Consider the following 14,557-nt stretch of genomic DNA (forward strand, 5'->3'; position numbering starts at 1 on the left):
TGAGCGGACCCCGGTCCTCTGCCCCGAAGCGGACGTTCCGCCTCCGACCCTTGTCGGTCGCGTCTTGGCCATTCGGGCGTTCTCGGAAGTGGACGTTAAACAAGCTGCCGCTTCGTCAAGGGTGCTCTCTGCCAGTTCCGCAGGGTCGCGGCGGCAATGCTTCTAGCTGGGCATTTTTGAGGTCGCTGATAATCATGACAAAACACCGGTAAAGCAGTGCACAATTGAATTGTGTGCTCCTATGGTATTCGCTTGTTAAGCTGATCAATCTGATAGAGATTTCGTTCCTAATTATGCCCATTAAACGGTCAAGGTGATATTTTTTATCGATATATTAAAAATCCATTTTTTGATAGAGAACGAGATTATTAGCAGGGGTAGCCCTGTAATATCGATACGTCATAACGCCCAGAACTTAGCAGTAAGTCCAAGACACCGTGGATAAATCCCGCGCGGGCACTGATCTGCCACGGCATTCAGAATGCCCCCGCGACCGATCCCGGATCCGAAGATCGAGGATGGTCGCGACTTAAACTCCAAGGTGGTGCTTCGACCGTAAACGAAGGAGGCTCGCCATGGCAGGCGGCATCGTGCCTAGGCAACGGGACGGGTCATCGCAACGTAGCCGTTCTTCTTCGGATGCCGCTACCAGTGAACCAAGCACAGGTTGGATACCCGTGGCGCTCGCGCTCACCGCCTTTGCGGGCGTGATTATGGTCGGGGCGATGAGCGACCGGCAGCCCCATCGCGGGGGAGCGGGTGGCAAGAGGCGGAGCGGGGCCTTACTGGGCGAGCCCGAGGTGGAGCGTTCGATCACCATCGGCAAGACAGCGGACGAACTCCACCGGTTCTGGCAAGACCAGGGGACGCTGCCGCGGATCATGGCAGGCTTCGCGACCGTGCGCGTGTCCGGCGACGGCCGCATGCACTGGAAGGTCGAGGGGCCGCTCGGCCGCGTCTACGAGTGGGAATCCGAGACAGTGGACGACCGGCCCGGCGGGGGCGTCGGTTGGCGCTCGCTTCCCGGAGCCAGCATCCCGAACGAGGGGTCGGTCCGCTTTCGCCCAGCCCCGGCCGACTGCGGCTCCGTTGCCACCCTTCTCTTGCGCTTCGACCCGCCCGGCAACGCGCTCGGCGAGGCGGCCGTCGAGCTCCTGGGAACCAAGCCCCTGGACCTGATCGTCGATGGGGTGCTGCGGCGCTTCAAAAGCCTTGTCGAAACCGGCGAGATTCCGACCACCGAACGCCAGCCTGCCGCGCGAGCCGACACTCGCTAGAGGAGACCAGGACATGCGAGCGCTCTATTGGAACGGCGTGAACGACCTGCGCGTCGGCACGGTGAAGGACCCCGAGATCGTCAACCCGCATGACGCCATCCTGCGCGTCAGCCTGTCCACGACCTGCGGATCGGACCTGCACTTCATCGACGGCTACATTCCCACCATGAAGCCGGGCGATGTGATCGGTCACGAGTTTATGGGAGTGATCGAGGAGGTCGGCCCTGCGGTGAAGCGCGTGAAGAAGGGCGACCGCGTGGTCGTGCCCTCGTTCATCACCTGCGGCCAGTGCTGGTACTGCCAGCATGACCTTCACTCGTTGTGCGACAACACGCATCCCAAGCCCGAGCTGCAGGAGCCGCTGCTCGGCGGCTATCACACGGCCGGCATCTACGGCTACACCCACGCCTTCGGCGGCTACGCGGGCGCGCACGCCGATTACGTCCGCATCCCATTCGCCGACAACGACTGCTTCAAGGTTCCTGACGGGGTCGCGGACGAGACGGCTTTGTTCCTCTCCGATGCCGCACCGACGGGCTACATGGGCGCCGATTTCTGCGACATCAAACCAGGCGATACGGTTGCGGTCTGGGGCTGCGGTGGCGTGGGACTGATGGCGCAGCAGAGCGCTTGGCTGATGGGCGCCGAGCGGGTGATCGCCATCGACCGCTTTCCAGAAAGGTTGCGGATGGCGCGCGAGCATGCCGGCTCCGAGACAATCGACTACACGCAGGTTCACAGCGTCCTGGAGGCGTTAAGGGAGATGACGGGGGGGCGCGGCCCCGACTCCTGCATCGACGCGGTTGGGATGGAGGCGCACGGCACCGGGCCGCAATACGCCTATGACCGCGTGAAGCAGGCGCTGCGCATGGAGACGGATCGCGGCCAGGCTCTGCGCGAAGCCGTCATGGCCTGCCGTAAGGGCGGCACGCTGTCGGTGCTCGGTGTTTATGGGCTGATCGACAAGTTCCCGATGGGCGCCATCATGAACAAGGGCATGACGCTGCGCAGCGCCCAGCAGCACGGGCAGGCCTACATGGACCGGCTGCTCGCGGACGCCCAGAAGGGCGAGCTCAACCCGGCCTACCTCGCCACGCACCGCTTCTCGCTCGAAGAGGCCCCGCGCGGCTACGACATGTTCAAGCACAAGACCGATGGCTGCGTGCGTGCGGTGTTCGCGCCCTAGGAGCCGCCGCCCGTTGCAAGCCTGCCCGTGCCGATGAGGTGACCATGACCAACGTCGCAGCCGCTGCCTCCACCGCTCTCGCCTTGGCGCTCCTCTCCAGCGCATCCCTCGCGCAGCAGCAGGCCGCCCCGGCACCGGGTGGCGCGGCCCAGTTGCAGCTCGTGACGAGCTTCGAGCACCAGGTCACCGGCGTGACGGTCGCGTCGGACGGGCGCATCTTCGTGAACTTCCCGCGGTGGACGGAGGATGCACCGATCTCGGTGGCCGAGGTGACGCGCGACGGCCAGATCAAACCTTACCCGGATGACGAGTGGAATTCCTGGCGCAACGCCAAGAAGAACCAGATCTCCGCCGGAGATCACTTCGTATGCGTGCAGAGCGTCGTGGCCGATGCGCGCGGCAATCTCTGGGTCGTCGATCCGGCCGCGCCGGCCACGGCGCCCGTCGTGCCGGGGGGGCCCAAGCTCGTCAGGATCGACCTGAAGGCGAACAAGGTCGCGCAGGTGATCCGCTTCGACGAGACGGCCGCGCCTCAAGGCAGCTACCTAAACGACGTGCGGTTCTCGCCGGACGGGCGCCATGCCTACCTGACGGATGCCGGGGCCAAGGGTGCTCTCGTTGTCGTAGACCTGCAGACCGGCAAGGCTCGACGCATCCTTGACGGCCACCCGAGCACCCAGCCGGAAAAGGACGTGGTGGTGAAGACCGATGGGCAGGAGTTGCGCCGGCCCGACGGGCGGGGGGTCGAATTTGCCGCCGACAGCCTCGCGCTCTCTCCCGATGGCCGCACGCTCCATTGGAAAGCCCTGACCGGCCGGACCCTCTATCGCATCGCGACGGACGCCTTGGAGAACCCACGTCTGTCCGAGAAGGACCTCGAAGCCCGTGTGGAGCGTACCGGCGAAACCGAGCCGACGGACGGTCTGTGGATCGACGGCCGCGGGCGGCTTTATCTGAGCGCAATCGAGCAGGATGCCGTGAAGGTCCGCGACGGGGACCGCATCACCACCCTCGTTCAGGACAAGCGGCTGCGCTGGCCCGACACGTTCTCGGAAGGACCCGACGGGACCGTCTACGTCACCAGCTCGCGCATCCAGGACATGAGCTGGTTCAAGCCCGAGAACGGCCCCCGCCTCGCGACGCAGCTGTGGCGCATTGGGGAAGCAGGCGCGCGGCGACCGTGAAACGAATGTCGCCAACAGTCTAACTGTTCAACCCAGGAGGATGTCATGAGAGCGGTTGTCTACAACGGACCTCGCGACGTGGCGGTGCAGAACGTGCCCGACGCGAGGATCGAGAAGCCGACCGACGTGTTGGTGCGGATCACGAGCACCAATATCTGCGGCTCCGACCTCCACATGTACGAGGGCCGAACCGACTTCCCGCGCGGCGGCGTGTTCGGGCACGAGAATCTCGGCCAGGTGGCCGAAGTGGGCAACGCCGTCGATCGGGTGAAGGTCGGCGATTGGGTCGCCATTCCCTTCAACATCGGCTGCGGCTTCTGCAAGAACTGCGAGCGCGGCTTGAGCGCGTTCTGCCTGACCACGGCGGATCGGAGCGTCGTGCCGAACATGGCCGGCGCCGCTTACGGCTTCGCCGACATGGGGCCCTATCGGGGCGGGCAGGCCGACCTGCTGCGCGTCCCTTACGGCGACTACAACTGCCTGAAGCTGCCGCCGGATGCCGAGGAGCGGCAGAACGACTACGTGATGCTGGCCGACATCTTCCCGACCGGCTGGCACTGCACCGAGCTTGCAGGACTGCGCCCCGGCGAGTCGGTCGTCATCTACGGAGCCGGCCCGGTCGGCCTCATGGCGGCCCACGCGGCGATGATCAAGGGCGCCTGCATGGTCATGGTCGTCGATCGCCATCCCGACCGGCTGCGCCTTGCTGGCTCGATCGGGGCCTTGCCCATCGACGATTCCAAGGGCTCCCCGGTGGACCAGGTGCTTGAGTTGACGAACGGCATCGGGGCCGACCGCGGCTGCGAGTGCGTCGGCTACCAGGCGCACGACCCGGAGGGCCACGAGCACCCCAACATGACCATGAACGATCTGGTGAAATCAGTGAAATTCACCGGCGGCATCGGCGTGGTCGGTGTCTTCACGCCCCAGGATCCGGCGCCCCAGGACCCGCTCTACAAGCAGGGCGAAATCGTCTTCGACTACGGTCTCTGCTGGTTCAAGGGTCAGACGATCGGCACCGGCCAGTGCAACGTGAAAGCCTATAACCGGCAGCTGCGCGACCTCATCTCGACCGGCCGCGCCAAGCCGTCCTTCATCGTCTCGCATGAGCTTCCGCTGGGAGAGGCACCGAATGCCTACCAGCATTTCGACGCACGCGACGACGGCTGGACGAAGGTGGTCCTCAAGACCGCCGCGTAACCGACCCCTCCAGGCGGGCGGCCGCTCCCTCGGCCGCTCCGCCGCCCTCTCTCCACCGCCCTGGTGCATCGAGGCCGCCATGCCGAACTACGACTACGCGTGCGAAGCGTGCGGGCCGTTCACGGCGATGCGGCCGATGACGCAGTTCCGTGACCCATGCGCCTGCCCCGTCTGCGGCACCGGGGCGTCGCGGACATTCCTCAGCGCGCCCGCTATCGCCGGCATGGACCCAACCCGCCGCAGCACCCTCGCCTCGAACGAGCGCCATGCGAGCAGCCGAGGCCCCGCGAAGACGGCCCATCCCGCCGGCTGCGGCTGTTGCGTGCGCCGGTCGCCGATCCCGAGTGCGCTCTCTTCGACCGGCCGCGTCTTCTCGGCGAGCGGCCCGCTGCCTCGGAGCGGACGGTGAGCGCCGTCCCATCCGAGGGGAAGGCCCTGACGTTGGTCGTCGCCTTCGCTTCGGCGGGCGGCCAACGCTGGGGCTGGAACGACAAGTCCTCACCATCAAAGGAGGGCCGCCATGGTGACCAAAGCGCTGTTCGTACGACTGGAAGCCAAGCCCGGAAGAGAGGCCGATGTGGAGAGTTTTCTGCGCGGCGGTCTCTCGATTGTCGAGCAAGAGCCTGCGACGACAGCCTGGTTCGCCGTTCGGATTGGACCGTCGACCTTTGGAATCTTTGACGCTTTCCCCGACGAGGCGGGCCGGCAAGCGCATCTTTCCGGCGGCGTCGCGCAGGCGCTGAAGGAGCAGGCGGCCGACCTGTTCTCCGAGCCGCCGTCGATCTGGGAAATCGAGGTGCTCGCCTCGAAGCTTCCCAAGTAGCGGCAACCGGTGCCCCATGGATCACATCAGAAGGAGCGACGATATGGCTGAAGTCGACGGATTGAAGATTGCCATCCTGGTCACGGACGGCTTCGAGCAGGTCGAGCTGACCGAACCGCGCAAGGCACTCGACGAGGCTGGCGCCGACACCGCGATCGTATCGCCCAAGGACGGTCAGGTTCGCGGATGGAAGTTCACGGAATGGGGGGACAGCCTGCCCGTCGACGTGCCCCTCAAGCAGGCGAGGCCGGATCAGTTCGATGCCCTTCTCCTGCCGGGGGGCGTCATCAATCCCGACGCGCTTCGGATGGACGAGAAGGCCGTCGGCTTCGTCAAGGCCTTTTTCGATGCTGGCAAGCCCGTGGCATCGATCTGCCACGGCCCCTGGACCCTCATCGAAGCGGGTGCCGGGCGCGGACGCCGTTTGACCTCCTGGCCCTCGCTGAAGACCGACCTCCAGAACGCCGGGGCGGAGTGGGTGGATCAGCAGGTCGTCGTCGATCAGGGCCTCGTCACGAGCCGCAAGCCCGACGACATCCCGGCCTTCAACGCGGAGGTGATCAAGCTGTTCGCCAGCGCTCGCGGGCCATCGCGGCAGGCAGCGGCCCAATGAGACTCTCCGACCCAGCCGGCGCTGCGGAGCACGCGCCTTCTTCGCGAGGAGGTAAGAACATGGAGCAGCGCCCGTTCGGTCCCGTGTCGCGCGAGGTTGCGGTGATCGGTCAGGGAACTTGGTACATCGACGACGCGCACCGGCCCACCGCCGTCGCTGCCCTACGCCGGGGCCTCGATCTCGGCATGACCCACCTTGACACCGCCGAGATGTACGGCGACGCCGAGACCGTGGTTGGCGAGGCGATCACCGGACGGCGCGACGAGGTTTTCCTCGTCTCCAAGGTCCTCCCCAGCAACGCCTCGCGTACCGGGACCGTGGCGGCCTGCGAGCGCTCGCTCGCGCGCCTGCGCACCGACAGGCTGGACTGCTACCTCCTGCATTGGCCCGGTCCGCACCCGCTCGAGGACACCTTCGCCGGCTTCGAGCGGCTTCGCGAACAGGGCAAGATCCTGTCTTGGGGGGTGAGCAACTTCGACGTACCCGACCTCGAAGCCGCCTGGAAAGCGGGCGGCGAGGGCCGGATCGCCTGCAACCAGGTCCTCTACCACCTGCAGGAGCGCGCGATTGAGCACGCCGTGCAGCCTTGGTGCGAGGAGCACGGCGTCGTCGTCGTTGCCTACAGTCCGTTCGGCCATGGCAGCTTCCCCGGCCCGCGCACGCCGGGCGGCCGAGTGTTGGAGGACATCGCAGAGAGCCACGGTGTGACCGCGCGCCAAGTGGCGCTCCGCTTCCTGGTGAGGCGGCCGTCCTCCTTCACGATCCCCAAAGCGTCCACCCCCGAGCATGCGGCCGACAACGCGGGCGCTGGGGCGTTGATGCTGACGGAAGCCGAGCTCGCCCGGATCCACATGGCATTTCCGCTCGGCAACCGGCCGGGCCGGCTTCCCATGCTGTAGGACGTATGTGGCGCAATGGCTTGAGCAGGCGCTCGCACGTCTCGCCGGCCGACGACGTGATGCCCAATTAAATTGCCTGCGTTTAAAATCATCAATTGATATGCTGATCAGCGCATCAAGACATTCGTTTTCGATTAAGCCACTTTGACAGCCAAGATAACAATCTGGTTGGATGGCTGTCTAAACTTAATCTTCTGCTATCGACGGGAACAATTGACGGGCATAGCGATCTTCCTTCGTTAGGCACATCGTTCCGAGGACTTCGCAACCATTCCGAGACATCAGGGATAAATCCCATGCGCGCACTGGTTTGGCACGGCACTCAGGATATCCGCTGCGATACGGTCCCGGATCCCGAGATCCAGGACGAGCGGGACGCGATCATCAAGGTCACGGCCTGTGCGATCTGCGGCTCCGATCTGCACCTCTACGACCACTTCATGCCCGGCATGGAGAAGGGCGACGTCATGGGCCACGAGTTCATGGGCGAAGTCGTTGAAACAGGCAAAGGTGTCAAAGGCGCTCTCAAGAAAGGTGAGCGCATCGTCGTGCCTTTTACGATCATCTGCGGCGAGTGCGACCAGTGCAAACGCGGGTTCTTCTCGGTCTGCGAGCGCTCGAACCGCAACAAGCATCTGGCCGAAAAGGCCTTCGGGCACACCACGGCGGGCCTGTTCGGCTACACCCACCTCACCGGTGGCTATGCGGGGGGGCAAGCCGAGTACGTGCGCGTGCCTTTCGCGGACAAGACCCACATCAAGGTGCCGGACGGGCTTACCGACGAGCAGGTGCTGTTCCTCGGCGACATCTTCCCCACCGGCTGGCAGGCGGCGGTCCAGGCCGACATCCAGCCCACCGACACCGTGGCGATCTGGGGTGCGGGCCCGGTCGGCCAGATGGCGATCCGCTCAGCGATCCTCCTCGGCGCCAAGCAGGTGGTCAGCATCGATAGCGTGCCAGAGCGCCTGGAGATGGCCCGGGCGGGCGGTGCCATCACCATCGACCACACTCAGGAGAGCACGGTCGAGCGCCTCAATGAGTTGACCGGCGGCAAGGGTCCGGAGAAGTGCATCGACGCCGTCGGCATGGAGGCGCACTCACCCCGAGCGCTGGAGCACGCCTACGACCGGCTCAAGCAGGCGGTGATGCTGGAGAGTGACCGAGCCACGGTGCTGCGGGAGATGATCTACGTCTGCCGCCCAGCCGGCATCTTGTCGATTCCCGGCGTCTATGGCGGCCTCGTCGACAAGATCCCGATGGGCGCCCTCATGAATAAGGGCCTCACCGTCCGCACCGGCCAGACTCACGTGAACCGCTGGACCGACGACCTCGTGAAGCGGATCGCCGACGGGCAGATCGACCCCTCCTTCGTCATCACCCACCGGGCGGGGCTCGAACAAGGGCCGGAGATGTACAAGACCTTCCGCGACAAGAAAGACAACTGCATCAAGGTCGTCCTCCGGCCCTGAGTGGTGCCACCGCGCGCCGCGCGGCGGCGGGCCTGCCGCTTTGCCCCCGTGTCCACCGAGGAAGTCCGCATGTCCGAGTCCACGTACCCGCGCGACCGGGGCCGCCGCCACGCGCAGACGCCCTTGCCGAGCTATCTCGCCTCGGATCCGCGCCGTAGGCCGGGTGCCGGAACCCGGGCGCTCGCCCAGGGTCTCGGTTGGTTCTCGATCAGTCTCGGTCTCACCGAGCTGGCCTATGGCGGCGCCATCGCTCGCTGGCTCGGAATGCCGCGCGCGGCTCCGGTCATTCGGGCCTATGGCGTGCGAGAGCTCGTCCAGGGAGCCGGGATCCTGGGCTCACGCGATCCGACCCCCTGGATTGCGGCACGCGTCGTGGGAGACGCGCTCGACATCGCCACGGTGCTGCCCGGCCTTGAGGATCGTAATCCGCACAAGGGCAACGCGATGATTGCCCTTGTGGCCCTGGTCGGCGTGACGGCCGTCGACGTGATCTGCGCGCAGAACCTCGCGAAGGCACCCCTCGCCCCATCTCAGAAGGTCAGACGGGACTACCGCCGCCGCAGTGGATTCCGGCGTCCTGCCGAGGCGATGCGGGGTGCGGCCCGCGACTTCGAGCCCCCATCCGACATTGTCGGCCCGGAGGCGATGCGTCCCTGGACATTGGCCAACGCCTGACGGCAACGGAACGGTAGGTCAGATGCTTCCAGTTCTCGAACAGGCGACTGGCGCGCTCGTGATGGGCCTCGTCCTCGCCGACGTCTTCCTGACCGTCCTCTACGCACGCATCGGAACTGGCCTGTTCGCGGACCGGGTGGCGCATCTCGTCTGGGCGATTTTCTGCCGCGCAGACGATGCTTTCGGACGGAAACGGGGAGCGATGCTCTCCTTCTGCGGCCCGGCCATCCTCATCGTCTACGTTCTTTTCTGGTCGATGGGACTGACCCTCGGAGCCGGCCTGATCATCCACCCAGCACTGGGTGGGGCCGTTCGGGCGAGCGGCGGCGAAACGCCCGCCGATTTCGTGACCGCCCTGTACGCGGGCGGCAGCAGCATCGCGATCGTGGGGGCGGGCGACTTCAAACCGGCCACGGACGCCTACCGGGCCCTCTACCTCGTCAACTCCCTCGTCGGGATGTCGGTGACATCGTTGGTCTTGACCTATGTCATGCAGGTCTACACTGCGCTTCGGCAGCGCAATGCCCTCGGACTGAAGCTGCATCTGCTGGCGGGCGAAACCTCTGATGCTGCCGAACTCCTGGCACGTCTCGGGCCCGAAAGACAGTTCAGTTCCGGATACACCCACTTGGCCGACGTTGCCGAGTCCTTCGCCGAAATGAAGGAGGCGCATCACTTCTATCCGGTGCTGTTCTACTTCCGCTTCCGGCAGCCCTTCTATTCCGTCTCGGCGCAGGCGTTCATCGCGCTCGACACGGTGTCGCTGATCCGAAGCGGAATTGTGGATCATCAGGCCGCATGGCTGAAGGAGAGCGCCGCCGTCGATGCGATCTGGCGCGTCGCCATGCTGCTTGTCGTCACGCTCGAAACGACGTTCCTGCCGGGGGATCTGCCTGCACCTGCTGGCGCGAACCATACCGAGCGCGAGGCATGGCGCGCCCGCTACGCAGCGGCCATCGAGCGGCTCTCGGAATCCGACGTCGAGCCGACACCGGGCGGCCCGGGTCCGGAGACCTACCTCACGTTGCGGGCACGGTGGCAGCCACACATCGCACGATTGGCCCCTGCGATGGCCTACCACATCGAAGACTTCACACCCGGGAAAGAGCAGCGCCCCTGAAACGCTTCGTCTGCGGTTGTGCTGCCGAGGCTGTTTCCTAGCCGACTGTTCGGGATCTTTTCCGACCCAAGCCGTGCAAACGCTCCTTCGGCCGTATCCTGAATGTCCAAGAAATCACCATCTGGCAAAACTTACCCGCTTGCCGAGGATGAAAACTGCGGATTTCGTTTGAACCGCCTGCGTGCATTCCGAGCGATCGACTGGCGCGTGGTTCCCGCGCTCTTGAACCTCTCGTCGGCGCGGCAACGCCCGGTGCCCTGCGAGAACTGATGCGTCGAGAGGATGTACCATGGACCAGCCGAAGCCGAGAGAACCGGTGAGGATTGCTCGATCAGGCGCGGGACGGCCGGGCTACGTCACGGTGAAGGGCGCGAGGGAGCATAATCTGCGCGACGTCGACGTGGAGCTGCCGCGCGATGCCCTCGTGGTGTTCACCGGCATCTCCGGCTCCGGCAAATCCTCACTCGCCTTCGGTACGCTCTATGCCGAGGCCCAGCGGCGCTACTTCGAGTCGGTCGCACCCTATGCCCGGCGGATGATCGATCAGGTCGGGGTGCCAGACGTCGACGCCATCGAGGGCCTTCCTCCGGCCGTCGCCCTCCAGCAGCAGCGCGGCACACCCAGCGCGCGGTCCTCGGTCGGCAGCGTCACCACCCTGTCGAGCCTCGTGCGGATGATGTACTCGCGCGCCGGCACCTACCCGCCGGGCCAGCCGATGCTCTACGCGGAGGACTTCTCGCCCAACACGCCCCAGGGCGCCTGCCCGTCCTGCGGCGGGCTCGGAAGGGTCTACCACGCCACAGAAACGTCCATGGTGCCCGACCCTTCGCTGACGATCCGCGAGCGGGCCGTCGCTGCCTGGCCGCAGGCCTGGGGCGGGCAGAACCTGCGCGACATCCTGGTCAGCCGGGGCATCGACGTCGACACGCCCTGGAAGGATCTGCCGCGGGCAGTTCGCGACTGGATCCTGTTCACCGACGACCAGCCGCAGGAGCCGGTCTATGCCGGACTTTCCCCGGAGCAGACGCAGGCAGCCCGCCGGCGTCGCCTGGAGCCGAGCTACATGGGCACGTTCACGAGCGCCCGCCGCCACGTGCTCGGCACCTTCACCAACTCGCAGAGCGCCCTCATGCGCCGCCGCGCCGCGCGCTACCTCGTGAGCGAGGATTGCCCCGCCTGCCACGGCAAGCGCCTGAAACCCGAGGCGCTCTCGGTCACCTTCGCCGGGCTGGACATCGGCGAGCTGTCGCGCATGACGCTCTCTCAGCTCGCCGAGGCGATGCAGCCGGCGGCCGAGGACAGGCTGCCCGACGACCGCCCTGGCAAGGATGCCGCCCAGGAGACCCTCGACCGCGAAGCGGGCCAGCGGGATCGCGCCCGGCGCGCCGCTGCGGGCGCGTCGGCCCATGCGGGGGCGCCGGACGTGCGTGCGACGCCGAACCTCTCCATCGAGAAGCGCCTCGCCGCCCAGCGCCTCGCCGCCGACCTCGTCGATCGGATCGGGACGCTGGCGGAGCTGGGTCTCGGCTACCTGTCGCTAGACCGGGTCACCACGACCCTGTCCTCGGGCGAGCTGCAGCGCCTGCGCCTCGCCACCCAGCTCCGTTCGCAGCTCTTCGGCGTGGCCTACGTGCTCGACGAGCCCACGGCCGGGCTGCACCCCGCCGACGGCGACGCCATGCACGAAGCGCTGGCGGGTCTGCTCACCGCGGGCAATTCGCTGTTCGTCGTCGAGCACGACATCGGCACAATGCGCCGCGCCGACTGGCTGGTCGATGTCGGGCCGGCGGCGGGCGAGCACGGCGGCACCGTGCTCTACAGCGGGCCGCCGGAAGGTCTTCGCGAAGTGGAGGCGTCGCTCACGCGCCTGCACCTGTTCGGGTTGGTCGAGCCGCCGCAGCGTCCGCGGCGCGAGCCCTCGGGCTGGCTGCGCCTGGAGGGGATCGTCCGCAACAACCTGCGCGGGGTCTCGGCCGCGTTCCCGCTCGGATGCCTCTCCGCCGTGACCGGCATTTCCGGCTCCGGCAAGTCGAGCCTCGTGAGCCAAGCCCTGCTGGAACTCGTCGGCGACCGCCTCGGACGGCCCGTCGAGACCGACGACGAGCCGGAGGATCCCCTCGACGACGCGCCGGGCCCGACGGAAGGGCGCATCGTCGGCGGCATGGAAGGGGTCCGGCGTTTGGTCCAGGTCGACCAGAAGCCGATCGGGCGCACGCCCCGCTCGAACCTCGCGACCTATACCGGCCTGTTCGACGCCGTCCGCAAGCTGTTCGCCGCCACTCCCGAGGCGCAGCGCCGCCGCTACGACGCCGGCCGCTTCTCCTTCAACGTCGCCAAGGGCCGCTGCCCGGCCTGCGAGGGCGAAGGGTTCGTCAGCGTCGAACTCCTGTTCATGCCGAGCGTCTACGCCCCCTGCCCGACCTGCCATGGTTCCCGCTATGCGCCCGCGACCCTGGAGGTGACGTGGAACGGACTAACGATCGCGGACGTGCTCGGGCTCACCGTCGAGCGCGCCTGCGCGGCCTTCGCGGACGAGCCATCCGTGCTGCGCCCGCTCGCCGTGCTGCGCGATCTCGGCCTCGGCTACCTGCGCCTCGGCCAGCCGGCGACCGAACTTTCCGGCGGCGAGGCCCAGCGCATCAAGCTCGCGACCGAGTTGCAGAGGGGCCAGCGCGGCGGCACGCTCTACGTCCTCGACGAGCCGACGACCGGGCTGCACCCGACCGACGTGGATCGCCTGATGCTCCAGGTCAACGGCCTAGTCGACGCGGGCAACACGGTCGTCATGGTCGAGCACGACATGCGCGTCGTCGCGGGGGCCGATCACGTCATCGACGTGGGGCCCGGCGCCGGAAGCCTGGGGGGCACTGTCGTCGCGGACGGCCGTCCCGAAGTGGTCGCCGAGGCGCGGGCGAGCCGCACGGCACCCTATCTCCGGGAAGAGCTTGATGCCTACGAAGGCGGGGGCGCGCTCCCGCAGCGTCCCTGACGACCCGTCGTCAATACGGAATCTGCGCTTGATCAGCGCCAAAGTCGATGACGGCATCCAGAACGATAGACCTCAGACCGACCCCGGAGACCGACGATGAAGATCCTGATGGTGCTGACCTCGCACGACCGACTCGGCGACACCGGGCGCAAGACCGGCTTCTGGCTGGAGTAGTTGGCCGCGCCCTACGACGTGTTCAAGGATGCCGGTGCGGAGGTAGTGCTGGTCTCGCCGGCAGGCGGCCGCCCGCCGCTCGATCCCAAGAGCAGCGAGCCGGACGCCCAGACCGACCTGACCCGACGCTTCGAGGCGGACGGCGAAGCCAGCGCCGCCTTGTCGAACACAGGCCGCCTCAACGGCGTCACCCACGAGGGCTTCGACGCGGTGTTCTATCCCGGCGGGCATGGTCCCTTATGGGATCTGGCCGAGGACCCCGCCTCGATCCGGCTGATCGAGACGACGCTCCGGGCCGCCAAGCCTGTCGCCCTCGTCTGCCACGCCCCCGGCGTCCTGCGCCACGCCAAGGCGCCCGACGGCAAGCCGCTCGTCGCCGGCAAGGCCGTCACCGGCTTCACGAACACCGAGGAGGAGGCCGTAGGCCTGACCGCCATCGTTCCCTTCCTCGTCGAAGACGAGCTCAAGCGGGCGGGCGGCGTGTTCTCCAAGGCCGGCGACTGGGAGCCGTACGTGGTCGGGGACGGGCTGCTCATCACCGGCCAGAACCCGGCCTCGTCCGGACCGACGGCCGAGCGCATGAAGGCGTATCTCGACAATCGATGAACCGCTGGGGCGATCGACTTGTGAAGAGCTTTCGCAGTCCTTTGCAAGTCCCAGGGAGGTCCGCTTGCCGGATGCTCCGGGAAAGCAGGGACCTACGGTCGGATGAATCGCACACCTGCCTTGCCAGTTTCGAAACCTCTCGACGCTGAAGTCGAGGAGCTGGACGCTGAAATCTAAGTCCCTTCGGTAAGCGTGGAAAAAATCCCGACGTCGATCCTCGAGGGACCTAACCGTGCTCTTGATTACCGAACGCCCAAGATGGGCGCAAAGCCGTCGACTTTCTCGGCGCAAGCTGAGTTCCGTTTTCGTGGCATCACTGCTCATAAGCAGCCGGACTGCTCA

At 66.5% G+C, this 14,557-nt stretch carries 12 protein-coding genes and 1 pseudogene; all 13 read left to right on the plus strand.

The window, feature by feature from the left end; all coding sequences use genetic code 11:
- The first annotated feature begins 677 nt into the window (after positions 1-677).
- The 13 genes and pseudogenes from MGN01_RS21745 to MGN01_RS21805 all read left to right on the plus strand — a co-directional run bounded on the left by MGN01_RS21745 (position 678) and on the right by MGN01_RS21805 (position 14,215).
- On the plus strand, positions 678-1,277 hold the full coding sequence (locus tag MGN01_RS21745; protein WP_210246093.1) for an SRPBCC family protein: 600 nt from the start codon (positions 678-680) through the stop codon (positions 1,275-1,277).
- Positions 1,278-1,290: 13 nt separating this feature from the next.
- Positions 1,291-2,463 carry a zinc-dependent alcohol dehydrogenase gene (locus tag MGN01_RS21750; RefSeq protein ID WP_147048908.1) on the plus strand — a complete coding sequence of 391 codons (1,173 nt, stop codon included), beginning with the start codon at positions 1,291-1,293 and terminating at the stop codon, positions 2,461-2,463.
- Between the two features lie 44 nt (positions 2,464-2,507).
- Positions 2,508-3,647 carry an SMP-30/gluconolactonase/LRE family protein gene (locus MGN01_RS21755; protein WP_147048909.1) on the plus strand — a complete coding sequence of 380 codons (1,140 nt, stop codon included), beginning with the start codon at positions 2,508-2,510 and terminating at the stop codon, positions 3,645-3,647.
- Between the two features lie 45 nt (positions 3,648-3,692).
- Entirely contained in the window at positions 3,693-4,847 is a 1,155-nt protein-coding gene (locus tag MGN01_RS21760) for a glutathione-independent formaldehyde dehydrogenase (RefSeq protein WP_147048910.1), read from the plus strand.
- A gap of 79 nt (positions 4,848-4,926) precedes the next feature.
- The gene (locus tag MGN01_RS21765; RefSeq protein ID WP_147048911.1) at positions 4,927-5,256 is read left to right on the plus strand and encodes an FmdB family zinc ribbon protein; all 330 of its coding nucleotides are present in this window, start codon (positions 4,927-4,929) and stop codon (positions 5,254-5,256) included.
- A 111-nt stretch (positions 5,257-5,367) separates the two neighbouring features.
- A complete protein-coding gene (locus tag MGN01_RS21770; protein ID WP_147048912.1) occupies positions 5,368-5,670 on the plus strand; it encodes a putative quinol monooxygenase in 303 nt (100 codons plus the stop codon).
- A gap of 43 nt (positions 5,671-5,713) precedes the next feature.
- Positions 5,714-6,283, plus strand: coding sequence for a type 1 glutamine amidotransferase domain-containing protein (locus MGN01_RS21775; RefSeq protein WP_147048913.1), 570 nt, complete (start codon positions 5,714-5,716; stop codon positions 6,281-6,283).
- A gap of 59 nt (positions 6,284-6,342) precedes the next feature.
- Positions 6,343-7,182, plus strand: a complete 840-nt coding sequence (locus MGN01_RS21780) for an aldo/keto reductase (RefSeq protein WP_147048914.1) — start codon at positions 6,343-6,345, stop codon at positions 7,180-7,182.
- A 296-nt stretch (positions 7,183-7,478) separates the two neighbouring features.
- Positions 7,479-8,651 carry a zinc-dependent alcohol dehydrogenase gene (locus MGN01_RS21785; protein ID WP_147048915.1) on the plus strand — a complete coding sequence of 391 codons (1,173 nt, stop codon included), beginning with the start codon at positions 7,479-7,481 and terminating at the stop codon, positions 8,649-8,651.
- Between the two features lie 69 nt (positions 8,652-8,720).
- Positions 8,721-9,326, plus strand: coding sequence for a cyclase dehydrase (locus tag MGN01_RS21790; protein WP_147048916.1), 606 nt, complete (start codon positions 8,721-8,723; stop codon positions 9,324-9,326).
- Between the two features lie 22 nt (positions 9,327-9,348).
- Positions 9,349-10,446: a two pore domain potassium channel family protein gene (locus MGN01_RS21795; protein WP_147048917.1), complete on the plus strand. Its 1,098-nt coding sequence runs from the start codon at positions 9,349-9,351 to the stop codon at positions 10,444-10,446.
- Positions 10,447-10,735: 289 nt separating this feature from the next.
- Positions 10,736-13,435 carry an excinuclease ABC subunit UvrA gene (locus tag MGN01_RS21800; RefSeq protein ID WP_147048918.1) on the plus strand — a complete coding sequence of 900 codons (2,700 nt, stop codon included), beginning with the start codon at positions 10,736-10,738 and terminating at the stop codon, positions 13,433-13,435.
- Between the two features lie 96 nt (positions 13,436-13,531).
- Positions 13,532-14,215: pseudogene (locus MGN01_RS21805) on the plus strand (type 1 glutamine amidotransferase domain-containing protein).
- The last annotated feature ends 342 nt before the right edge of the window (positions 14,216-14,557 follow it).

The organism is Methylobacterium gnaphalii, from assembly GCF_007992215.1.
In the GTDB taxonomy this organism is placed as follows: domain Bacteria; phylum Pseudomonadota; class Alphaproteobacteria; order Rhizobiales; family Beijerinckiaceae; genus Methylobacterium; species Methylobacterium gnaphalii.

Coding starts and splice junctions, on each gene's coding strand:
- MGN01_RS21800 (WP_147048918.1), top strand. CDS start 10,736: ATGGACCAGCCGAAGCCGAGAGAACCGGTGAGGATTGCTCGATCAGGC.
- MGN01_RS21795 (WP_147048917.1), top strand. CDS start 9,349: ATGCTTCCAGTTCTCGAACAGGCGACTGGCGCGCTCGTGATGGGCCTC.
- MGN01_RS21770 (WP_147048912.1), top strand. CDS start 5,368: ATGGTGACCAAAGCGCTGTTCGTACGACTGGAAGCCAAGCCCGGAAGA.
- MGN01_RS21780 (WP_147048914.1), top strand. CDS start 6,343: ATGGAGCAGCGCCCGTTCGGTCCCGTGTCGCGCGAGGTTGCGGTGATC.
- MGN01_RS21755 (WP_147048909.1), top strand. CDS start 2,508: ATGACCAACGTCGCAGCCGCTGCCTCCACCGCTCTCGCCTTGGCGCTC.
- MGN01_RS21785 (WP_147048915.1), top strand. CDS start 7,479: ATGCGCGCACTGGTTTGGCACGGCACTCAGGATATCCGCTGCGATACG.
- MGN01_RS21760 (WP_147048910.1), top strand. CDS start 3,693: ATGAGAGCGGTTGTCTACAACGGACCTCGCGACGTGGCGGTGCAGAAC.
- MGN01_RS21750 (WP_147048908.1), top strand. CDS start 1,291: ATGCGAGCGCTCTATTGGAACGGCGTGAACGACCTGCGCGTCGGCACG.
- MGN01_RS21790 (WP_147048916.1), top strand. CDS start 8,721: ATGTCCGAGTCCACGTACCCGCGCGACCGGGGCCGCCGCCACGCGCAG.
- MGN01_RS21765 (WP_147048911.1), top strand. CDS start 4,927: ATGCCGAACTACGACTACGCGTGCGAAGCGTGCGGGCCGTTCACGGCG.
- MGN01_RS21775 (WP_147048913.1), top strand. CDS start 5,714: ATGGCTGAAGTCGACGGATTGAAGATTGCCATCCTGGTCACGGACGGC.